We start from the raw sequence: 18,343 nt of genomic DNA on the forward strand, positions 1-18,343 counted from the left end.
GGGGTGTCCTCACGAGCCGTACGGGCGGACGGACTTGGCGTCCCTCAGGGCGTGCCCCCACCAGCCGAGCTGGTCGAGGAGTACCTTGGCCGCGCCGTCGGCGGCGGCGGGGTCCCGGTGCCGGCCGTCCTCGTCGAACTGCCCGTAAGCGTGGTGGAAGGAGACGGTGTCGCGGACGGTGACGGAGTGCATCTCGGCGAAGACCTGGCGGAGTTGCTCGACGGCGCGCAGGCCGCCGGAGATCCCGCCGTAGGAGACGAAGCCGACGGGCTTGGCCTGCCACTCGGTGTAGTGCCGGTCGATGAGGTTCTTGAGGGAGGCGGGGAAGGAGTGGTTGTACTCGGGGGTGAGGACGACGAAGGCGTCGGCGGCGGCCAGCACCGGGGACACCTTGGCGAGTTCGGCGCGGACGGCCGGCGACGGGTCGTGGGAGAGGGAGGTCGGGAGGTCGACCTCGGCGAGGTCGACGACGGTCACGGCGAAGTCCTCGCGCTCGGCGAGCCGGGAGCGGAACCAGTCGGCGACGACGGGGCCGAAGCGGCCTTCGCGGTCGCTCGCGACGATCAGGGCGAGGGTCAGGGGGGCCGAAGCGACGGCGGGCGAGGTGGAGTTCGTGAGGTCCATGCGGATGATCGTGGTACCTCAAGTTTGGTTGAGGTCAAGCGCCGCTCCCGGGCTCTTCCGAGGACCCGGTCGCGCACCCTTCCGGGGCCCCGGTGGCGCGCCCTTCCGAAGCCCCCCGGCCCTTCCCGGAAGCCCGCTCCCGCCCTCCGAGCAGCCTCCTCCCGGCCCGTACGGTGAGGGCATGACGACACCTCCCGCGCACATCGAGATCGACGGCGTCCCCGCGGCCGACCCCGGCCTCCTCGCCACCCTCATGAGCGGCTACGGCCACTTCACGGCGATGCAGGTGCGCGGCGGGCGCGTGAAGGGCCTCGGCGCGCACCTCGAGCGGCTCGACCGGTCGACCCGCGAGCTCTTCGGCGCCCCCCTGGACGGCGACCGCGTCCGCGCCCTGGTCGCCGGGGCCGTGGCGGCCTCGGGGCGGCGGGACTCCTCGACGCGGGTGTACGTGTACGAGGGGCCCCGCGTCGTCGTGACCGTCCGCGAACCGGCCCCCGACGGCCCGGGGGACCCACAGCGCCTCATGAGCGTCGACTACCTGCGCCCCGCGCCGCACATCAAGCACCTCGGCGGCTTCGGTCAGGGCTACCACCGCGAGGCGGCCGCGCGCGCCGGCTACGACGAGGCCCTCCTGACGTCCCCGTACGGCGACATCGCGGAGGGGGCGATCACCAACATCGCCTTCTGGGACGGCGCTTCGGTGGTGTGGCCGGCGGCGCCGTGCCTGGAGGGCATCACGATGGCCCTGCTCGCACCCCGCCTGGAGTCGGTCCGCCGTCCGGTGACCCTCGCGGACCTGCCGGGCTACCGCGCCGCCTTCGTGACCAACTCCCGGACGATCGCCCCCGTCACCGCGATCGACGGGACCGCGTTCGCGGTGGACGAGGAGCTGATGAAGCGGGTGCACGCGGCGTACGGGGCGGTGGCGGGAGAGGCCCTCTGACGGGACGGCCGGGGGTGGGCGGGGGTGGGCGACCGGCACGTCACCCGTTCGGCACGGCGTGTCAGCCGACACCTCAGAAGCGGCTCTGACCTGCGAAGACGCGGGGATTCCAGTCGACACACCGTATCGAACGGCCCAATCCTGATGCCCCATCAGCAGGCGGTGGGCGGGGCGGGGCCTTTATCTCGGTCACAGAAGGTCCGTCTCCGGGTGTCCCTCCCGGAAGGACCGCCCGGCATGACCGTACGCGCGCCCCGGAGGATCCCCATGCGCACCACTGCCCGCCTGTTCACCGGTACCGCGCTGACGGTCGTCGCGCTCGGGGCGTTCGCCGCCCCGGGGGCGTACGCGAACAACGAGAACTCCGAGTCGCTGGAGATCTTCCCGTCATCCGCCTCGCCCGGCACCACCGTCACCGTCAACACCCTCGCCTGCGGCAAGCACGGGCACGGGGTCGGGGACGCGAACTCGCTCGGCGCGGGCGAGTTCCAGCTGAACCCGAGCACGCACAAGGAGGTCGTGGTCGGGCAGTTCACCGTGCCGCATCACGTCAAGCCGGGTTCCTACTGGATCAGCGTCGCCTGTGACAACGGCCGGACGGCCCGCGGCGACCTGATCGTCAAGCACCCGAGCCCGAGCGGGCACGTGCAGACCGGTGTCGGGGGCAGTGTGGGCCCCGACACCGCCCAGGTCACGGCGGGCGCGGCGGTGCTGGCCGCGGCTGCCGTGGGCGGGGTCTGGCTCCTGCGTCGCCGGGCGAGCGGCGCGCAGGGGTAACCGGGACCACCGCCCGTCCTGCCCCCGCCGCGTGCCCGCACAACGGCCCGCCGGGGGCAGGACCACATCCGCGAACCGACCGAGGGAACCCAGGTGAGCAACAGGAGCAAGGGCTGGGGCATAGCCGTGGCCGCCTTCGCCGGGCTCTGGCTCGTCCAGAACGGCTCGGAGGACGTCACCCCGCCCGTGCCGTCCGCCGCCCAGGCCTTCGCCGCCGGGCCGAGCGTGCACACGGACGCGGCCGCCGACCCGCTGCCGCCGTCGGCGCCGGTCCGGCTGCGCATCCCGGAGACCGACGTGGACGCCCCGATGATGGGGCTCGGCCTCGGCGCGAACGGCACCCTGGACGTGCCGCCGGCCGGCAACCGGAACATGGCCGGCTGGTACGAGGACGGCACCGCGCCCGGGGCCAAGGGCACGGCGATCGTCGCCGGCCACGTCGACAACGCCGACGGCCCCGCCGTGTTCTACACGCTGGGCGCGCTCAAGAAGGGGCACCGGATCGAGGTGGACCGGCAGGACGGCCGCACCGCCGTCTTCACGGTCGACGCGGTCGAGGTGTACGACAACAAGAGCTTCCCGGACCGGAAGGTGTACGACGAGGCCGACCGGGCCGAGATCCGGGTGATCACCTGCGGCGGCGGCTTCTCGAAGAAGAACGGCTACCAGGGCAACGTGGTCGCCTTCGGCCATCTGATCGGGGTGCGTTAGGCCCTGCCAACCGGGCCCGTCACGATCGGCGGGACACCCTCTCGGCCGAGCCCGTCACGATCGGCGGGACACCCTCTCGGCCGGGCCCGTCACGATCGGCGGGACACCCTCTCGGCCGGGCCCGTCACGATCGGCGGGACACCCTCTCGGCCGCCGGGCGTCACGCCCACTGGTCGAAGGCGAGCTTCGCGACCAGCGAGAGGACCACGACGAGCAGCACGCCGCGGACGAACTCGGCGCCCTTGCTCAGCGCCATCCGGGCCCCGACCATGCCGCCCGTCAGGTTGAAGACCGCCATGACGGCGGCGAGCTGCCAGTACACGCTGCCCTGGTAGGCGAACATGGCGAGCGCGCCCGCGTTGGTGCAGACGTTGACGATCTTGGCGGTGGCGGAGGCGGTCACCAGGTCGAGGTGGAGCACGGCGGTGAGCGCGAGGACGAGGAAGGTGCCGGTGCCCGGGCCGAACAGACCGTCGTAGAAGCCGATGCCGCCGCCGACCACGACGATCGCGGTGGCGATCCGGGCCCGGGTCAGCGGTGCCCGGTCCGCCCCGTCGGACTTCGCGCCGAACGACGGCCGCAGCATCACGAACGCCGCGACCGCCAGCAGCACCACCATGATCACCGGGCGCAGGACGTCGCTGCTGATGCCGGCCGCGAAGAAGGCGCCGCACATGGAGCCGGTGAGGGCCGCGAGGCCGATCCGCACCGCCGTCCACACCTGGACCGGTGCCTTGCGGACGTAGGTGACGGCGGCGCCGCTGGTTCCGACGATCGCGACCGCCTTGTTCGTGCCGAGGATGTGCGCGGCCGGCACGTGCGGGATCCCGAGCAGCAGGGCGGGCAGCAGGAGCAGTCCTCCGCCGCCGACCACGGCGTCGATCCAGCCCGCCACGAGCGCGGCGAGGCAGAGCAGGACAAGGGTGGTCAGCGATATCTCGGGCATGGCCGTGACCCTAACGGAGCGGATCGTCACCCCGTCCATCGATCACTTGATCGTTGAGCTGGTTCTGAGGTTGCGGAGCCCGGTTCCCCGCCCGCTGCGGGTGTATACGGGGGCCCGCGGCCCGGCCCGTGGGTCCCGTCCCCCGCGCCGGGCCCCGGCCGACGCCGATCGCGGGCCGTGCTTCCGGACCCTCACAGCTGTCCCGGGCCGGGGCTGAGATCAGCGTTCCGTACGGGAAACAGTCGGGATGCCGTCGGGTAACACCGGCGACGCACTCTTCCGGGTATGAGTACACGGATCGTGGTGGTCGGGGGCGGAACGGCGGGCGCCCGGCTCGCCCAGCGCCTGCCCGTCACCCTCCTCGGCGAGGAGCCGCACGCCCCGTACAACAGGGTGCTGCTCGCCGACGTCCTCGCCGGGCGGTACGCCCCCGAGGTCATCTCCCTGCCCGAGGTCCGCGAGCCGGCCCGGCTCGGGGTGCGGGCGGTGCGGATCGACCGGGCGGCGCGGACGGTGGAGTGCGCGGACGGCTCCCTCGTCGGCTACGACCGGCTGGTCCTGGCCACCGGCTCCAACCCGGTGCTGCCGCCGCTGCGCGGCCTGCGCGGGGCGGCCCTGCCGGACGGCGTCCACCCCTTCCGCACCCTCGACGACTGCCTGGAGCTGCGCTCCGTCGTCCGGCCCGGGGTGCGGGCGGTGGTCATCGGCGGCGGCCTCCTCGGGGTCTCGGCGGCGCGCGCCCTCGCCTCGCTCGGCGCGGAGGTGGTGCTGACCCAGCAGGGCGAGCGGCTGATGGAACGGCAACTCGACTCCCACGCCTCGGCCCTGCTCCGGGAGCACGTCGAGTCCCTCGGCGTCGAGGTGCACACGGAGTGCCGCGTGAGCGGCCTCCGGCAGCGCGACGGGGCCGTCACGGCGGTCGAACTCGCCGACGGCTTCGTCCTCGACGCCCAGGTCGTCGTCCTCGCCTGCGGGGTGCGGCCCCGTGTCTCCCTCGCCCGCGAGGCGGGGCTCGACGTCGCCACCGGCATCGTCGTCGACGACGAGCTCCGCACCTCCGACCCGTACATCCACGCGATCGGCGACTGCGCGGAGCACGACGGCCGGAGCTACGGCCTCGCCGGCCCGGCGCTCGAACAGGCCGACGTCCTGGCGGACGTGCTCACGGCCGAGCTCTCCGGCGCCCGCTACACCGGCACCCGTGCCCTCACCCGGCTCACCCTCGGCGGCGCGCAGCCGCTCGACCTCGCCGCGTTCGGCGAGGTCACGGCCCGGCCGGGCGACGACGTCGTCCAGTTGACCGACGCGACGCGCAGTGCCTATCGGAAGGTCGTCGTCCGTGGTGACCGGCTCGTCGGGGGCGTCCTCCTCGGCGATCTGGCCGCGGTCGGCTCGCTCGCCCAGGCGTGGGAGGGCGACGAAGCCCTCCCCGACGCCCCCCTGCTCCACCTGCTCACCCACGACGGAGGCTCCTGACATGAGCGCTGACATGACCGCGCACACCCCGACGATCGTCCTGGTCGGCCACGGAATGGTCGGCCAGCGGTTCCTGGAGGCGCTCGCCGACCGTGGCGTCACCGAGCGGGCCCGGATCGTGGTCCTCTGCGAGGAGCCGCGTCCGGCGTACGACCGCGTGCAGCTGACCTCGTACTTCTCGGGCAGGACGCCCGACGACCTGTCGATGGTCGAGGCCGGCTTCATGGAGAAGCACGGCATCGAGCTGTACGTGGGCGATCCGGCCGAGTCGGTGGACCGGGAGGCCCGTACGGTCACCGCCCGCTCCGGGCGGGTCTTCGCGTACGACTCGCTCGTCCTGGCCACCGGCTCGTACCCCTTCGTCCCGCCGGTGCCCGGCAAGGACGCCCGCGGCTGCTTCGTCTACCGCACGATCGAGGACCTGCTCGCGATCGAGGAGTACGCGAAGACGGCGACGACCGGCGCGGTCGTCGGCGGCGGTCTGCTGGGTCTGGAGGCGGCGGGCGCCCTGAAGGGGCTCGGTCTCGACACGCACGTCGTGGAGTTCGCGCCGCGCCTGATGCCGGTGCAGGTCGACGAGGGCGGCGGCGCGGCCCTGCTCCGCACGATCGAGAGGATGGGCCTGTCCGTCCACACGGGGACGGGCACCCAGGAGGTCGTGACGTCCGACGGCGCCGTGACCGGGATGAAGCTCTCGGACGGCTCCGAACTCGCCACGGACATGGTGGTGTTCTCGGCGGGCGTGCGGCCCCGCGACCAGCTGGCCCGCGACTGCGGCCTCACCGTCGGCGAGCGCGGCGGCATCGCGGTCGACGAGCTGTGCCGTACGTCCGACCCGGCGGTCTTCGCCATCGGCGAGTGCGCCCTGGCCTCGGACGGCCGGGTGTACGGCCTGGTGGCGCCGGGTTACGAGATGGCGCAGACGGCGGCGTCGGCGATCGCCGACGAGACGGTCGACGGCTTCACCGGCGCCGACATGTCGACGAAGCTGAAGCTGCTCGGCGTGGACGTGGCCTCGTTCGGCGACGCGCACGGCACGGCCGAGGGCTGCCTGGACGTCGTCTACTCGGACTCCCGCTCGGGCGTCTACAAGAAGCTGGTGATCTCCGGCGAGGGCGTGCTGCTCGGCGGTGTCCTGGTCGGCGACGCCGAGCAGTACGGACTCCTCCGGCCGCTCACCGGTACCGTGCCGCCGGTCTCCCCCGAGCAGCTGGTGCTCCCGGCGGGCGCGGGGGCTCCGGTGGCGCTCGGCCCGTCGGCGCTGCCGGACGACGCGGTGATCTGCTCCTGCCACAACGTCACCAAGCACGCGATCGGCCAGTGCTCCTCGCTGCCCGAGGTGAAGAAGTGCACCAAGGCCGGTACGGGCTGCGGCAGTTGCGTGAAGGTGATCGAGAAGCTGCTGCCGGCCGCCAAGGACAAGGGGCTCTGCGGCTGCTTCTCGTACACCCGCAGCGAGCTCTACGAGATCGCCCGCACCCTGCGCGTGACCTCCTTCGCGGCGCTGCTCGACTCGCACGGCCGGGACGAGGCCAAGGGCGGCGAGGGCTGCGAGGTCTGCAAGCCGACCGTCGGCTCGATCATGGCCTCCCTCGCCCCGACGCTCGGCATCGGCGGCTACATCCTGGACGGCGAGCAGGCCTCCCTCCAGGACACCAACGACCACTTCCTCGCCAACATGCAGCGCAACGGCTCCTACTCGGTCGTGCCGCGCATCCCCGGCGGTGAGATCACCCCCGAGAAGCTGATCGTGATCGGCGAGGTGGCCCGGGACTTCGGCCTCTACACGAAGATCACCGGCGGCCAGCGGATCGACCTCTTCGGCGCGCGGGTGGACCAGCTCCCCTCGATCTGGACGCGGCTGGTCGACGCGGGCTTCGAGTCGGGGCACGCCTACGGCAAGTCGCTGCGCACGGTGAAGTCCTGCGTCGGGCAGACCTGGTGCCGGTACGGCGTCCAGGACTCCGTGAAGATGGCGATCCAGCTGGAGCTGCGCTACCGGGGCCTGCGCGCCCCGCACAAGCTGAAGTCGGCGGTCTCGGGGTGCGCCCGCGAGTGCGCGGAGGCCCAGTCGAAGGACTTCGGGATCATCGCGACGGCGAACGGCTGGAACCTGTACGTCGGCGGCAACGGCGGCGCGACCCCGCGGCACGCGGACCTGCTCGCCCAGGACCTGTCGGACGCCGAACTGGTGAGGCTCATCGACCGGTTCCTGATGTTCTACATCCGGACGGCGGACCGCCTCGAGCGGACGTCCACCTGGCTGGAGCGCCTGGAGGGCGGGCTCGACCACCTCAAGGACGTGGTGGTGCACGACTCGCTCGGCCTCTGCGACGAGCTGGAGGCGCTGATGGCCGCCCACGTCGAGGACTACCAGGACGAGTGGGCGCAGACCCTGGACGACCCGGACCGGCTGCGGCGCTTCGTCTCCTTCGTGAACGCCCCGGACGCGCCGGACCCCTCGGTCCGGTTCGTGCCGGAGCGCGACCAGATCAAGCCGGACCTCACGATCCTGACGCTCGGACCGACGATCAGCACGCTGGAAGGGGCCTCCTCCCGATGACGACACTCACCGAAACCTCCGCACGCGCCACGACGATGCTGGAGCTCTCCCCCTCCCCCGACGCCTGGATGGCGGTCTGCGAGGAGGCCCGGCTGACCCCGGGCCGGGGCATGGCCGCGCTCCTCCCGGACGGCCGGCAGGCCGCGGTCTTCCGTGACCGCGCGGGGCGGTCGTACGCGATCGACAACCGCGACCCGTTCACCGGGGCGCAGGTCCTGGCCCGGGGGCTCGTGGGCTCGGCGGACGGGCGTCCGTTCGTGGCCTCGCCGCTCCTGAAGCAGCGCTTCGACCTGGAGACGGGCCGCTGCCTCGACGACGACGAGGTCGCGGTGGCGGTCTACCCGGTGCGCACCGTCTAGCGTGACCGAGCCTCCTGCTTGACCGAGCGTTCCAGAAAGACGTACGGTCCTCTCGTGGCCAGGACCAAGGAATTCGATCCGGACGCCGCGCTCCAGGCAGCCCTCGAGCTGTTCTGGGCGCGCGGCTACGAGGCGACGACGATGTCGGACCTCGTGGAGCACCTGGGGATCGGCCGCGCGAGCATCTACGCGACCTTCGGGAACAAGCACGAGCTGTATCTGAGGTCGATGGACCGCTACCTGGAGACCCGGGACCCCCGGATCGTCGAGGAGCTGTCCGCGCCGGGCCCGGCCCTGCCGGCCGTCCGCGCGCTCGTCCGCCGCTTCGCCGCCGAGGCGACGACCGAAGGTGAGCGGCTGAACGGCTGCTTCGTCACCAACTCGGCGGCGGAGCTGGGCCCGCACGACACGGCCGTCGCCCGCCGGGTCGAACTCAGCTGGGAGCAGATCGAGACGCTCCTCCACGGGGCGCTCACCCGGGCCCGCGCCGGAGGCGAACTCCCGGCGGACCGCGACCCCCGGGCCCTGGCCCGGATGCTGCTCGTCCTGCTGCAGGGCGTCCGGGTGGTGGGCAAGGCGTCGAGCGACCCGGGCCGGGTCAGGGACGCGGCGGAACAGGCACTGAGACTGCTGGACTGAGGAGCAGGGCACCCATGGGGTGCCCTTTCCTGGGGCCTTTTTTTGGAATGTACGGTCAAGTTCATGGCCGGTGGGGACGGAGGGGGTACGGGCATGACGACGACGACAGAGGCGCGGGCGGTCTCGGGAGACCCGCCCGGCGGGGCCGTGCGCCCCGCCTTCGTGCTGCTCGGCGGCGTGCAGGCGACGCTCGTCTTCACGCTCGCCTCGCTCGCCGTGCCCCTCCCCCGCATCGGCGCCGCGTTCCGGCTCGACCGCGCCGAACTGATCCTGCTGAGCTCCGCGTACGGGCTGACCTTCGCCGGGCTGCTCCTCCTCGGCGGCCGGCTCGCCGACCGCTTCGGCGGACGCCGGGCCCTCACCGCCGGGCTCCTGGTGTTCGGCGCCGCCTCCGTCGCCGCACCGCTCGCCCCCGGGTACGAGGCACTGCTCGCCGCCCGGTTCGGCCAGGGCGCCGGCGCGGCCCTGGTCGCCCCCGCCGCGATGGCGCTCCTGCGGACGCTGTTCCCCCAACCGGCCGCTTACGGAAGGGCGATGGCCACCTGGGGAGGCCTCTCCGTCCTCGGTGCCACCGCCGGCAACCTGCTCTCCGGCGTGATCGCGGCCGCCTCCTCCTGGCGCGGCACCTTCGCCGTGCCCGTCGCCGTCACCCTCGCCGCCCTCCTCCTCGCGCCACGCCTGCTGCCCGCCACGGACCGGCCCCTCGACGCGCCGGACACCGGCCGGTCCCCCGAACTGCCGGGCACCAGCCGGTCACCCGACGCGGGCCGGGCGCACGGCCCGGCACGCGGCAGCCGGTCCCTCGACCTGCCGGGCGCGCTGCTCGCCACCGGCGGGATCACGCTGGCCAGTTACGGGCTCGTCCTCACCGACGCCCACCCGTGGGGGTCCGCGCCGGTCCTCGTGCCGCTCTCCACCGGCCTCGTCCTGCTCGTCGCCTTCGGGGCCGTCGAGCGGCGGACCGCCGACCCGCTCCTGCCACCGGGCTTCCTGCGCGACGGCCGCCGCGCGCTGGGCCTTTCGGCGATCGGGCTGACGGCGGCCGGGACGGCGACGGTGTTCGTGCTGCTCTCCCTGGCGCTCCAGCAGCAGCGCGGCTGGTCCGCCCTCCTGACGTCCGCCGCCTTCGTGCCCTTCGCGGTCGCGCTGCTCGGCGCGGGCCGGCTCGCGGGCCCGCTGATCGGCCGGTACGGCCCCGGGCCGGTCACCGGCGCCGGGCTCGGCACGGCCGCCGCCGGGCTCGGGCTGCTGGCCGCGACCGGCTTCGAGACCTCCGTCCCGTACGCGTACGGCCTGCTGCCCGGCCTGCTCCTGCTGCCGGCCGGCGGCGCGCTGTCCTTCGCGGGCGCCGCCGTCCTGGCCACGGAGGGGGTGCCGGCCGACCGCGCCGGGCTCGCGGGCGGCGCCCTGAACACGGCGATGGAGCTCGGGCCGACGGTGGTCTTCGCCGCGCTCCTCACCCTCGGCGGCGACGCGGTGTCGCTGGCGGCCGCGGCCGCCCTGTTCGCCGCCCTCGCGACCCTCGCACTCCGCGCCCGCTAGCCACGCCCGACCCCGCCCCCTCGGCCACCGCCCCTCGCACCCCCGCTTTCCTCACCTCACCTGGGAGTCAGTCATGTCCGCACGCTTCACCGGCCGCACCGTCCTCGTCACCGGCGCCGGTTCCGGGCTCGGCCGGGCCATCGCGCTCGCCTTCGCCGCCGAGGGCGCCGACGTCGTGGCCGCCGGCCGCACCGTCGAGCCTCTCGACGAGACGGTCGCCCTGATCGAGGCGGCCGGGGGCACCGGGGCCGCGGTCACCGCCGACGTGGCGAGCGCGGGGTCGACCCGGGACCTCGTGCGCCGTACGGTCGAGCTGTTCGGCGGCCTGGACGTCGCCGTGAACAACGCCGGTGTCTTCCGGGGCGGTCACAGCGCCGCCGACTTCCCGCTGGAGGACTGGCGGACGCTGCTCGACATCAACGTGACGGGGGTGCTGCACGCCCTCCAGGCCGAGGTGGCGCACATGCGGGCGCACGGCGGCGGGGCGATCGTGAACATCGCGTCCAACCTGGGCCCGCACGTCCGGATCCCCGGGGTGTTCGGCTACCAGGTGTCCAAGGCGGCCGTCTCGGCGATCACCCGGGCCGCCGCCCTGGACCACATCGCCGACGGGGTCCGGATCAACGCGGTCAGCCCCGGCGCCTCGGAGTCCACGATGTCGCTGCTGCCCGGCGAGTCCGAGGCCGAGCGGGAGGTCCGGATGAAGGAGCAGTCGCCGCTCGGCCGCATCTCGTCCGCCGCGGAGGTGGCGGCGGCGGTGCTGTACCTCGCCTCGGACGACGCGGCCTCCGCCGTCGGCACGGACCTGGTGATCGACGGCGGCGTCTCGGCCTGAGCGCGCCCCGGCCGCCCGGCCGCACCTCCCGGCGGCTCAGCCCTGGGGGACGGCGGCCGGGTCCATCCAGAAGACCTCCCAGTGGTGGCCGTCCAGGTCGGTGAAGGACCGGCCGTACATGGAGCCGAGGTCCATCGGGTCCTTCACCGGGCCGCCGCCGGCCGCGAGGGCGGCGTCGGCCAGCCGGTCGACCTCCGCCCGGCTCCCGGCGCTCAGCGTGACCATGACCTCGGTGGTCTTGGTCGCGTCGGGGATCTCCTTGCCGGGCGCCATGAAGGACTCGAACTTGGGCGCTTCGAGGAGCATCGCGAAGATGGTGTCGCTGATGACCACACAGGCGGTGGTCTCGTCGCTGAAGTGGGGGTTCGCCGAGAAGCCGAGCTTCTCGAAGAAGGCCTTGCTCGCCTCGACGCTCGTGACGGGCAGGTTCACGAAGATCATCTGCGGGGCCATGGTGCTCTCTCCTCCGTCGTGCGGTGCTGTCGAGAGGTAGGACGGACCCACCGCCCGGAACTCATCGCCCTCCGGAGAATTCCTTTCGCTCAGGCGACCGAACGCAGCCGGAGCGCCGCCAGCGGCACGAACCCGCCGCCTCCCCCGGCGGTCGTCCCCGGTCCGGCCAGCCTCCGCAGCATGGCCACGGCGATCCGCTCCCCCTGCCCCTTCGCCCGCTCGGCCAGCGGCCCCCGGTGCAGTCCGTCCACGGTCGCGTGCCACAGCTGCACCCAGCGGCCGAAGTGGGCGGCCGTGAGCGGCCGGGCCGAGTGCAGCGCCGCGTGCGGCGCGAAGGCGTCCCGCCCGTACTCCGCGCTCCTGAGCAGCGCCCGCTCCCAGAAGTCGGTGATCCCGGGCAGGTGGACCTCCAGGTCGGTCCCGGCGATCTCGGTGAAGAACGGCCCGATCAAGGGGTCCTCGAACGCGGCGCCGTAGAACCTGCGCAGCAGCACGTCGAGGTCGTCTCGGTCGCGGATGTCCCGGGTGGCACGCATGCCCCCAGTGTCCCCGACGGCTCCCGCTCCCCCCAGTGCCGAAGGTCCCGGTGGACGCCGCTTCCCCTTCACCGGTTGTTGCTGCACTGTCAATTCGGGAGTTCTAGGTTCCGGAAGCGCGCGACCCCGCCGCCGACCGGCCGGCGGGGCGGTTGACACCCTTCTCAGGAGTGAGACGTGGAGCGACGCAGTTTCCTGCGTGGAGCGGTCATCGGCACGTCGGCCGCGGCCTTCGGCGGCAGCCTGTGGCAGAGCGCGGCCTTCGCCGCCCCAGCCCAGCCCGGCGCCGGCCCCTACGGCGCGCTCGGCGCGGCGGACGCGAACGGCATCCAGCTGCCGGCCGGGTTCACCAGCCGCGTGATCGCCCGGTCCGGACAGACCGTGCCGGGCACCTCGTACGCCTGGCACAACGCCCCCGACGGCGGCGCCTGCTTCGCCGACGGCACGGGCTGGATCTACGTGTCGAACTCGGAGATCAACCCGAGCGGCGGCGCGAGCGCGGTGAGGTTCGACGCGGCCGGCACGATCACCGGCGCGTACCGCATCCTCTCCGGCACCCGCCAGAACTGCGCCGGCGGCAAGACCCCGTGGAACACCTGGCTGTCCTGCGAGGAGGTGTCCCTCGGCTACGTCTACGAGACGAACCCGTGGGGCGGCACCGCCACGCGCCGGGACGCGATGGGCAAGTTCAAGCACGAGGCGGCGGCGGCCGACCCGGTGCGCCGGGTGATCTACCTGACCGAGGACGAGACGGACGGCTGCTTCTACCGGTTCGTCCCCACCACCTGGGGCGACCTGTCCTCGGGCACCCTCCAGGTCTTCAAGGCCGGCACGGCCACCTCGGGCACGTTCACCTGGCAGAACGTGCCGGACCCGGACGGCGCGCCGACCACCACCCGCAACCAGGTCTCCGGCGCGAAGCGCTTCAGCGGCGGCGAGGGCTGCTACTACGCGAACGACACCGTCTGGTTCACCACCAAGGGCGACAACCGGGTCTGGCAGGTGAATCTCGCCGCCGGCACGTACGAGCTGGCCTACGACGACTCGCTGGTCTCGGGCGGCGGCGCACCGCTCACCGGCGTCGACAACATCACCGGCACGTCCTCGGGCGACCTGTTCGTCGCCGAGGACGGCGGCAACATGGAAATCTGCGTCATCACGCCGGACGACGTCGTGGCGCCGTTCCTGCGGATCACCGGCCAGTCCGGCTCCGAGATCACCGGACCGGCCTTCTCCCCCGACGGCAGCCGGCTGTACTTCTCCAGCCAGCGCGGCACCACCGGCAGCTCGTCGGGCGGCATCACCTACGAGGTGAAGGGGCCGTTCCGGGCGTAGTGCCCCGCGTAGCACCGCAGGTCCACCGCTCGTTGGGCGCCGCCGAGGAGGGCGGCGCCCAACGGCGTCAGGGTGTGCAGGACCGCGTTGCCGTTGCGGAGGGTCGCGATGAGCCCGGCCTCCCGGAGGACACCCGCGTGCTGACTGGCCGAGGCGAGGGAGACTCCGGCCCGGCGGGCGAGCTCGCTCGTCGTACCGCCGTCGCCGATGGCGTGCAGGACCGCCGAGCGGGTCTGGCCGACCAGCTTGGCGAGCGAGGAGCCGCCCGGCGAGCGGACGGTCGGCGCCTCGCCGTGCGTGACGGGGTAGACGAGCACCGGCGGCAGCGCGGGGTCGCGCAGTACCACCGGGGTCCCCCGGCAGAAGTACGACGGCTGGAGCAGGAGCCCCCGGCCGTCGAGGTGGACGTCCCGGTCGACCGGGTAGTCGGCCTCCAGGACGGGCGCGCGCCAGCGCAGCATCGGCGGCAGCGAGGCCAGCAGTTCGTCGGCGCCGCCGTCGAGGAGGGCCCGGCCGCGGCGGGCCCGGTCGGCCTCGACCCGGGCCCGGATGTGCGGCCAGTACGGCTCCACGGCGGCCCGGTGATAGCTCCGCAGGGCCCCCACGAGCCGGTCGAAGGGCTCCGCGCCGCCGTCGGCGAGGGCGCGCAGCGAGTGCGGCACGGTCCGGGCCCCCGAACGGTCCGCGGCGAGCAGTGAGAGCTCTCCGCGGAGCCGTCCGGCGTCGGTCGCGCGGATCGCCTGGAGGCCCTCGTCGAGCCCGTGCACGCCCTCCGCGGGCGTCAGGAAGTCGGGAAAATAGCCGCGGCTGGGCACCAGCGCGGCGAGGAGGCGGGTCTCACCGCCGAGCCTCATCCGCGTTTCCGAGCGCCATTCCCCGTAGACCACGGGGCCGCGCCGGTCCCTTAAACGGTGAAAGCTGAGAATCGTTTCCCACAGAACGTCAGGCCGGGCGGCCGTCCGCACCCCCGCCAAGTCGTTTCCGGTGAAATGAATCCGCAGCATGACGTCCCCACCTGTGCACTCGCAACCACCCCCGACGACGAGTATGCACAGCATCACTGCACGTTACCAGGGTGTTTCAGCCACAGTTGAAAAGCATCGCGGCAATCGGGGCAGAACCGAAAAGCTGTACGGGTCGGGCAGGAAACCTTCAGGACCGAGGTGACGTGGCGAAGACCGTGGGGGGCTTTGCGCGTCTGGCGGCGGTCGGCGAGGGTTGCGGCTCACCTGCCCGGCATCGGTAAAGGGCGCGGCCTCCGGGTGGGGATCCGGGGGTCGCGCCCGACCTGTTCTTTGCGGCAAGGAAACAGAAAAGTTCAATGGCCAATAATTCAATCGGCCGTAATTGAACACGAACTCACATCCGGTCGACGACCACGCGAAATGAGCGGGACGAAAGACGACGGGACGGACACCTCCGCACAAAGGTGTCCGTCCCGTCTCTGTGTTTCCGAGGCCTCCGCCCGCCGGTGAGGGTCGAAGAATGACCGGCGTCGGCCCCGGTGGTCGCGGGTTCCCGCTGCTGAACCGGGGGTCAGGAGGGCCCGACCGCCACTCCTGAACCCCGGTTCAGCAGGACTCGGTGGCCGCTGCTGAACGCCCGTTCAGCACGGCTCAGCGGCTGTCGCTGCCCTTCGCCTCGGCGGCCGCGCGGCCCGCCTCCAGGCGCGCCACCGGGATCCGGAAGGGCGAGCAGGAGACGTAGTCGAGGCCGACCTCGTGGAAGAAGTGCACCGACTCCGGGTCGCCGCCGTGCTCGCCGCAGACACCGAGCTTGATGTCGGGGCGGGTGGCCCGGCCGGCCTGGACGGCGCTGCGCACGAGGGCGCCGACGCCGTCCTTGTCGATGGTCTCGAAGGGGCTGACGCCGAAGATGCCCTTCTCCAGGTACGCGGTGAAGAACGAGGCCTCCACGTCGTCGCGGGAGAAGCCCCAGACCGTCTGGGTCAGGTCGTTGGTGCCGAAGGAGAAGAACTCCGCGGCCTCGGCGATCTGACCGGCGGTCACGGCGGCGCGCGGCAGCTCGATCATGGTGCCGAGCGCGAGCTTCAGATCGACGCCGGTCTGCGCCCGGACCTCGGCGATGACCTGCTCGGCCTCCTCGCGGACGATCTCCAGCTCCTGGACGGTGCCGACGAGCGGGATCATGATCTCGGCGCGCGGGTCGCCCTTGGCGTCGATGCGGTGGGCCGCGGCCTCCGCGATCGCCCGGACCTGCATGGTGAACAGGCCGGGGATGACCAGGCCGAGGCGGACACCGCGCAGACCCAGCATCGGGTTCTGCTCGTGCAGCCGGTGCACGGCCTGGAGCAGGCGCAGGTCGTTCTCGTGCGGCTCCTTGCGGGACTCGGCGAGGGCCACGCGGACCGACAGCTCGGTGATGTCGGGCAGGAACTCGTGCAGCGGCGGGTCGAGCAGGCGGACCGTGACGGGCAGCCCGTCCATGGCCTCGAAGAGCTCGATGAAGTCCTGCTTCTGCAGCGGGAGCAGCGCCTTCAGCGACTCCTCGCGCTCGGTGTCCGTGTCGGCGAGGATGAGCCGCTCGACGTACTGACGGCGCTCGCCGAGGAACATGTGCTCGGTGCGGCACAGGCCGATGCCCTGGGCGCCGAAGCGGCGGGCACGCGAGGCGTCCTCGGCGTTGTCGGCGTTGGCGCGGACGCGCAGGCGGCGGACGCGGTCCGCGTAGGCCATGATCCGGTGCACGGCGGCGACGAGCTCGTCGGCGTCGTCGGCGCCGGCGTGCATGCGGCCCTCGAAGTACTCGACGACCGGGGACGGTACGACGGGTACCTCACCGATGTAGACCTTGCCGGTGGAGCCGTCGATGGAGACGACGTCACCCTCCTCGACGACCTGGCCGTCGGCCGTGGTCATCCGGCGGCGCTTGGTGTCGACCTCGAGCTCCTCGGCGCCGCAGACACAGGTCTTGCCCATGCCGCGGGCGACGACGGCGGCGTGCGAGGTCTTGCCGCCGCGGGAGGTGAGGATGCCCTCGGCGGCGATCATGCCGTCCAGGTCGTCCGGGTTGGTCTCCCGGCGGATCAGGATGACCTTCTCGCCGGAGCGGGACCACTTGACCGCGGTGTACGAGTCGAAGACGGCCTTGCCGACGGCGGCACCCGGGGAGGCGGCGATGCCGCGGCCGATCTGCTCGACCTTCGCGGTCTCGTCGAACTTCGGGAACATGAGCTGGGCGAGCTGGGCGCCGGTGACGCGCTGGAGCGCCTCGGCCTCGTCGATCAGGCCCTGGTCCACGAGCTGGGTGGCGATGCGGAAGGCGGCACCGGCGGTGCGCTTGCCGACGCGGGTCTGGAGCATCCAGAGCTGGCCGCGCTCGATGGTGAACTCGATGTCGCAGAGATCCTTGTAGTGGGTCTCCAGGGTGCTCATGATGTGCATGAGCTGGTCGTACGACTTCTTGTCGATCGACTCGAGGTCGGCCAGCGGCACGGTGTTGCGGATGCCGGCGACGACGTCCTCGCCCTGCGCGTTCTGCAGGTAGTCGCCGTAGACGCCGGCGTGGCCGGAGGCGGGGTCGCGGGTGAAGGCGACGCCGGTGCCGGAGTCGGGGCCGAGGTTGCCGAAGACCATCGAGCAGACGTTGACGGCGGTGCCGAGGTCGCCCGGGATGCGCTCCTGGCGGCGGTACAGCTTGGCGCGGTCCGTGTTCCAGGAGTTGAAGACGGCCTCGATGGCGAGGTCCATCTGCTCGCGCGGGTCCTGCGGGAAGTCGCGGCCGGTCTGGGCCTTCACGATCTTCTTGAAGTGCTTGACGACCTTCTTGAGGTCGGCGGCGTCCAGGTCCGTGTCGCTGGCGACCTTCTTCGCGGTCTTGGCCTCGTCGAGGGCCTCCTCGAAGAGCTCGCCGTCGACACCGAGGACGGTCTTGCCGAACATCTGGATCAGGCGGCGGTACGAGTCCCACGCGAAGCGGTCGTTGTCGGCCTGGCGGGCGAGGCCGACGACGGACTCGTCGGAGAGGCCGATGTTGAGGACGGTGTCCATCATGCCCGGCATGGAGAACTTCGCGCCCGAGCGGACGGAGACCAGCAGCGGGTCGTCGGCCTGGCCGAGCTTCTTGCCCATCCGGTGCTCGAGGGCCTCGAGGTGGGCGGTCACCTCGTCGCGGAGCTCGACCGGCTCCGAGCCGCTCTCGAGGTAGACCTTGCACGCCTCGGTGGTGATCGTGAAGCCCGGAGGCACCGGCAGACCGAGGTTGGTCATCTCGGCGAGGTTGGCGCCCTTGCCACCGAGCAGGTCCTTCAGGTCCCTGTTGCCCTCGGTGAAGTCGTACACGAACTTCTGATCAATGTTTCCCGACACGGGTCTCGACTCCTCGACGACTCGGTTGGCTGCCCTGACGGCGAGGAACATACCCAGATCGAAGGCTTCTGGGGAGGTACGCCTACCGGACACTCGGTCTTAACCACCCGTCCGCCAGCACTTCGAAAGTTACCGAGCCAAACATTCCGCTTTCACGCCCCGAAGGGTCCTAAGGTCCAAAGCTGCGGTATGCCGCTCGCATGAGCGCCCAATCGACCACTTGCGTTCAACTCTTGAACGCAAAATGGGTGGCACCCAGTGCCACCCCTTCAGGCG

16 protein-coding genes are annotated in these 18,343 nt (G+C 72.4%); 10 read left to right on the forward strand and 6 right to left on the reverse strand.

What is annotated here, in order from left to right; genetic code table 11:
* Nucleotides 1-9: 9 nt before the first annotated feature.
* Nucleotides 10-624, reverse strand: coding sequence for an NADPH-dependent FMN reductase (locus AC067A_RS10995; RefSeq protein WP_478617578.1), 615 nt, complete (start codon nt 622-624; stop codon nt 10-12).
* Nucleotides 625-805: 181 nt separating this feature from the next.
* On the opposite strand from AC067A_RS10995, the gene AC067A_RS11000 reads away from it, so the two are divergent.
* The 3 genes from AC067A_RS11000 to AC067A_RS11010 all read left to right on the forward strand — a co-directional run bounded on the left by AC067A_RS11000 (nt 806) and on the right by AC067A_RS11010 (nt 3,055).
* Nucleotides 806-1,567, forward strand: coding sequence for an aminotransferase class IV (locus AC067A_RS11000; RefSeq protein ID WP_478617581.1), 762 nt, complete (start codon nt 806-808; stop codon nt 1,565-1,567).
* A 267-nt stretch (nt 1,568-1,834) separates the two neighbouring features.
* Nucleotides 1,835-2,344: a hypothetical protein gene (locus AC067A_RS11005; RefSeq protein WP_478617584.1), complete on the forward strand. Its 510-nt coding sequence runs from the start codon at nt 1,835-1,837 to the stop codon at nt 2,342-2,344.
* 93 nt (nt 2,345-2,437) lie between these two features.
* Entirely contained in the window at nt 2,438-3,055 is a 618-nt protein-coding gene (locus AC067A_RS11010) for a class F sortase (RefSeq protein WP_478617587.1), read from the forward strand.
* Between the two features lie 160 nt (nt 3,056-3,215).
* Here the strand turns inward: AC067A_RS11010 and AC067A_RS11015 are convergent, their stop codons facing one another.
* Nucleotides 3,216-4,001, reverse strand: coding sequence for a sulfite exporter TauE/SafE family protein (locus tag AC067A_RS11015; protein WP_478617590.1), 786 nt, complete (start codon nt 3,999-4,001; stop codon nt 3,216-3,218).
* Between the two features lie 285 nt (nt 4,002-4,286).
* Between AC067A_RS11015 and AC067A_RS11020 the strand changes: the two genes are divergently transcribed.
* From AC067A_RS11020 to AC067A_RS11045, 6 genes are all read left to right on the forward strand, one after another.
* Nucleotides 4,287-5,477: an NAD(P)/FAD-dependent oxidoreductase gene (locus AC067A_RS11020; protein ID WP_478617593.1), complete on the forward strand. Its 1,191-nt coding sequence runs from the start codon at nt 4,287-4,289 to the stop codon at nt 5,475-5,477.
* Between the two features lies 1 nt (nt 5,478).
* Entirely contained in the window at nt 5,479-8,040 is a 2,562-nt protein-coding gene (nirB, locus tag AC067A_RS11025; protein ID WP_478617596.1) for a nitrite reductase large subunit NirB, read from the forward strand.
* Nucleotides 8,037-8,399, forward strand: coding sequence for a nitrite reductase small subunit NirD (nirD, locus tag AC067A_RS11030; protein WP_478617597.1), 363 nt, complete (start codon nt 8,037-8,039; stop codon nt 8,397-8,399). Before nirB ends, nirD begins: the two co-directional genes overlap by 4 nt.
* Before the next feature lie 54 nt (nt 8,400-8,453).
* Nucleotides 8,454-9,038: a TetR/AcrR family transcriptional regulator gene (locus tag AC067A_RS11035; RefSeq protein WP_478617600.1), complete on the forward strand. Its 585-nt coding sequence runs from the start codon at nt 8,454-8,456 to the stop codon at nt 9,036-9,038.
* Nucleotides 9,039-9,131: 93 nt separating this feature from the next.
* Nucleotides 9,132-10,580: an MFS transporter gene (locus tag AC067A_RS11040; protein WP_478617603.1), complete on the forward strand. Its 1,449-nt coding sequence runs from the start codon at nt 9,132-9,134 to the stop codon at nt 10,578-10,580.
* 73 nt (nt 10,581-10,653) lie between these two features.
* Nucleotides 10,654-11,415, forward strand: coding sequence for an SDR family NAD(P)-dependent oxidoreductase (locus tag AC067A_RS11045; protein ID WP_478617606.1), 762 nt, complete (start codon nt 10,654-10,656; stop codon nt 11,413-11,415).
* A gap of 36 nt (nt 11,416-11,451) precedes the next feature.
* Here AC067A_RS11045 and AC067A_RS11050 read toward each other — a convergent pair whose 3' ends face one another.
* Nucleotides 11,452-11,868, reverse strand: a complete 417-nt coding sequence (locus AC067A_RS11050; protein ID WP_478617609.1) for a VOC family protein — start codon at nt 11,866-11,868, stop codon at nt 11,452-11,454.
* A gap of 89 nt (nt 11,869-11,957) precedes the next feature.
* Nucleotides 11,958-12,404 carry a group III truncated hemoglobin gene (locus tag AC067A_RS11055; protein WP_478617612.1) on the reverse strand — a complete coding sequence of 149 codons (447 nt, stop codon included), beginning with the start codon at nt 12,402-12,404 and terminating at the stop codon, nt 11,958-11,960.
* 177 nt (nt 12,405-12,581) lie between these two features.
* Between AC067A_RS11055 and AC067A_RS11060 the strand changes: the two genes are divergently transcribed.
* Nucleotides 12,582-13,739 (forward strand): alkaline phosphatase PhoX, encoded by a 1,158-nt coding sequence (locus AC067A_RS11060; RefSeq protein WP_478617615.1) that lies wholly within the window; start codon nt 12,582-12,584, stop codon nt 13,737-13,739.
* Here AC067A_RS11060 and AC067A_RS11065 read toward each other — a convergent pair.
* Both AC067A_RS11065 and ppdK read right to left on the reverse strand, forming a co-directional pair.
* Nucleotides 13,709-14,743, reverse strand: a complete 1,035-nt coding sequence (locus AC067A_RS11065; protein ID WP_478617618.1) for an ArsR/SmtB family transcription factor — start codon at nt 14,741-14,743, stop codon at nt 13,709-13,711. The genes AC067A_RS11060 and AC067A_RS11065 overlap by 31 nt on opposite strands.
* Before the next feature lie 612 nt (nt 14,744-15,355).
* Entirely contained in the window at nt 15,356-18,067 is a 2,712-nt protein-coding gene (gene ppdK, locus AC067A_RS11070; protein ID WP_478617621.1) for a pyruvate, phosphate dikinase, read from the reverse strand.
* Nucleotides 18,068-18,343 lie beyond the last annotated feature (276 nt).

The organism is Streptomyces sp. NPDC043176 (assembly GCF_056436715.1).

Excerpts from the sequence above, each read along its gene's own strand:
- AC067A_RS11000 (WP_478617581.1), top strand. The coding sequence starts at position 806 with ATGACGACACCTCCCGCGCACATCGAGATCGACGGCGTCCCCGCGGCC.
- nirB (WP_478617596.1), top strand. The coding sequence starts at position 5,479 with ATGAGCGCTGACATGACCGCGCACACCCCGACGATCGTCCTGGTCGGC.
- AC067A_RS11020 (WP_478617593.1), top strand. The coding sequence starts at position 4,287 with ATGAGTACACGGATCGTGGTGGTCGGGGGCGGAACGGCGGGCGCCCGG.
- AC067A_RS11055 (WP_478617612.1), bottom strand. The coding sequence starts at position 12,404 with ATGCGTGCCACCCGGGACATCCGCGACCGAGACGACCTCGACGTGCTG.
- AC067A_RS11015 (WP_478617590.1), bottom strand. The coding sequence starts at position 4,001 with ATGCCCGAGATATCGCTGACCACCCTTGTCCTGCTCTGCCTCGCCGCG.
- AC067A_RS11005 (WP_478617584.1), top strand. The coding sequence starts at position 1,835 with ATGCGCACCACTGCCCGCCTGTTCACCGGTACCGCGCTGACGGTCGTC.
- AC067A_RS10995 (WP_478617578.1), bottom strand. The coding sequence starts at position 624 with ATGGACCTCACGAACTCCACCTCGCCCGCCGTCGCTTCGGCCCCCCTG.
- AC067A_RS11040 (WP_478617603.1), top strand. The coding sequence starts at position 9,132 with ATGACGACGACGACAGAGGCGCGGGCGGTCTCGGGAGACCCGCCCGGC.
- AC067A_RS11065 (WP_478617618.1), bottom strand. The coding sequence starts at position 14,743 with ATGCTGCGGATTCATTTCACCGGAAACGACTTGGCGGGGGTGCGGACG.
- AC067A_RS11050 (WP_478617609.1), bottom strand. The coding sequence starts at position 11,868 with ATGGCCCCGCAGATGATCTTCGTGAACCTGCCCGTCACGAGCGTCGAG.
- AC067A_RS11045 (WP_478617606.1), top strand. The coding sequence starts at position 10,654 with ATGTCCGCACGCTTCACCGGCCGCACCGTCCTCGTCACCGGCGCCGGT.
- nirD (WP_478617597.1), top strand. The coding sequence starts at position 8,037 with ATGACGACACTCACCGAAACCTCCGCACGCGCCACGACGATGCTGGAG.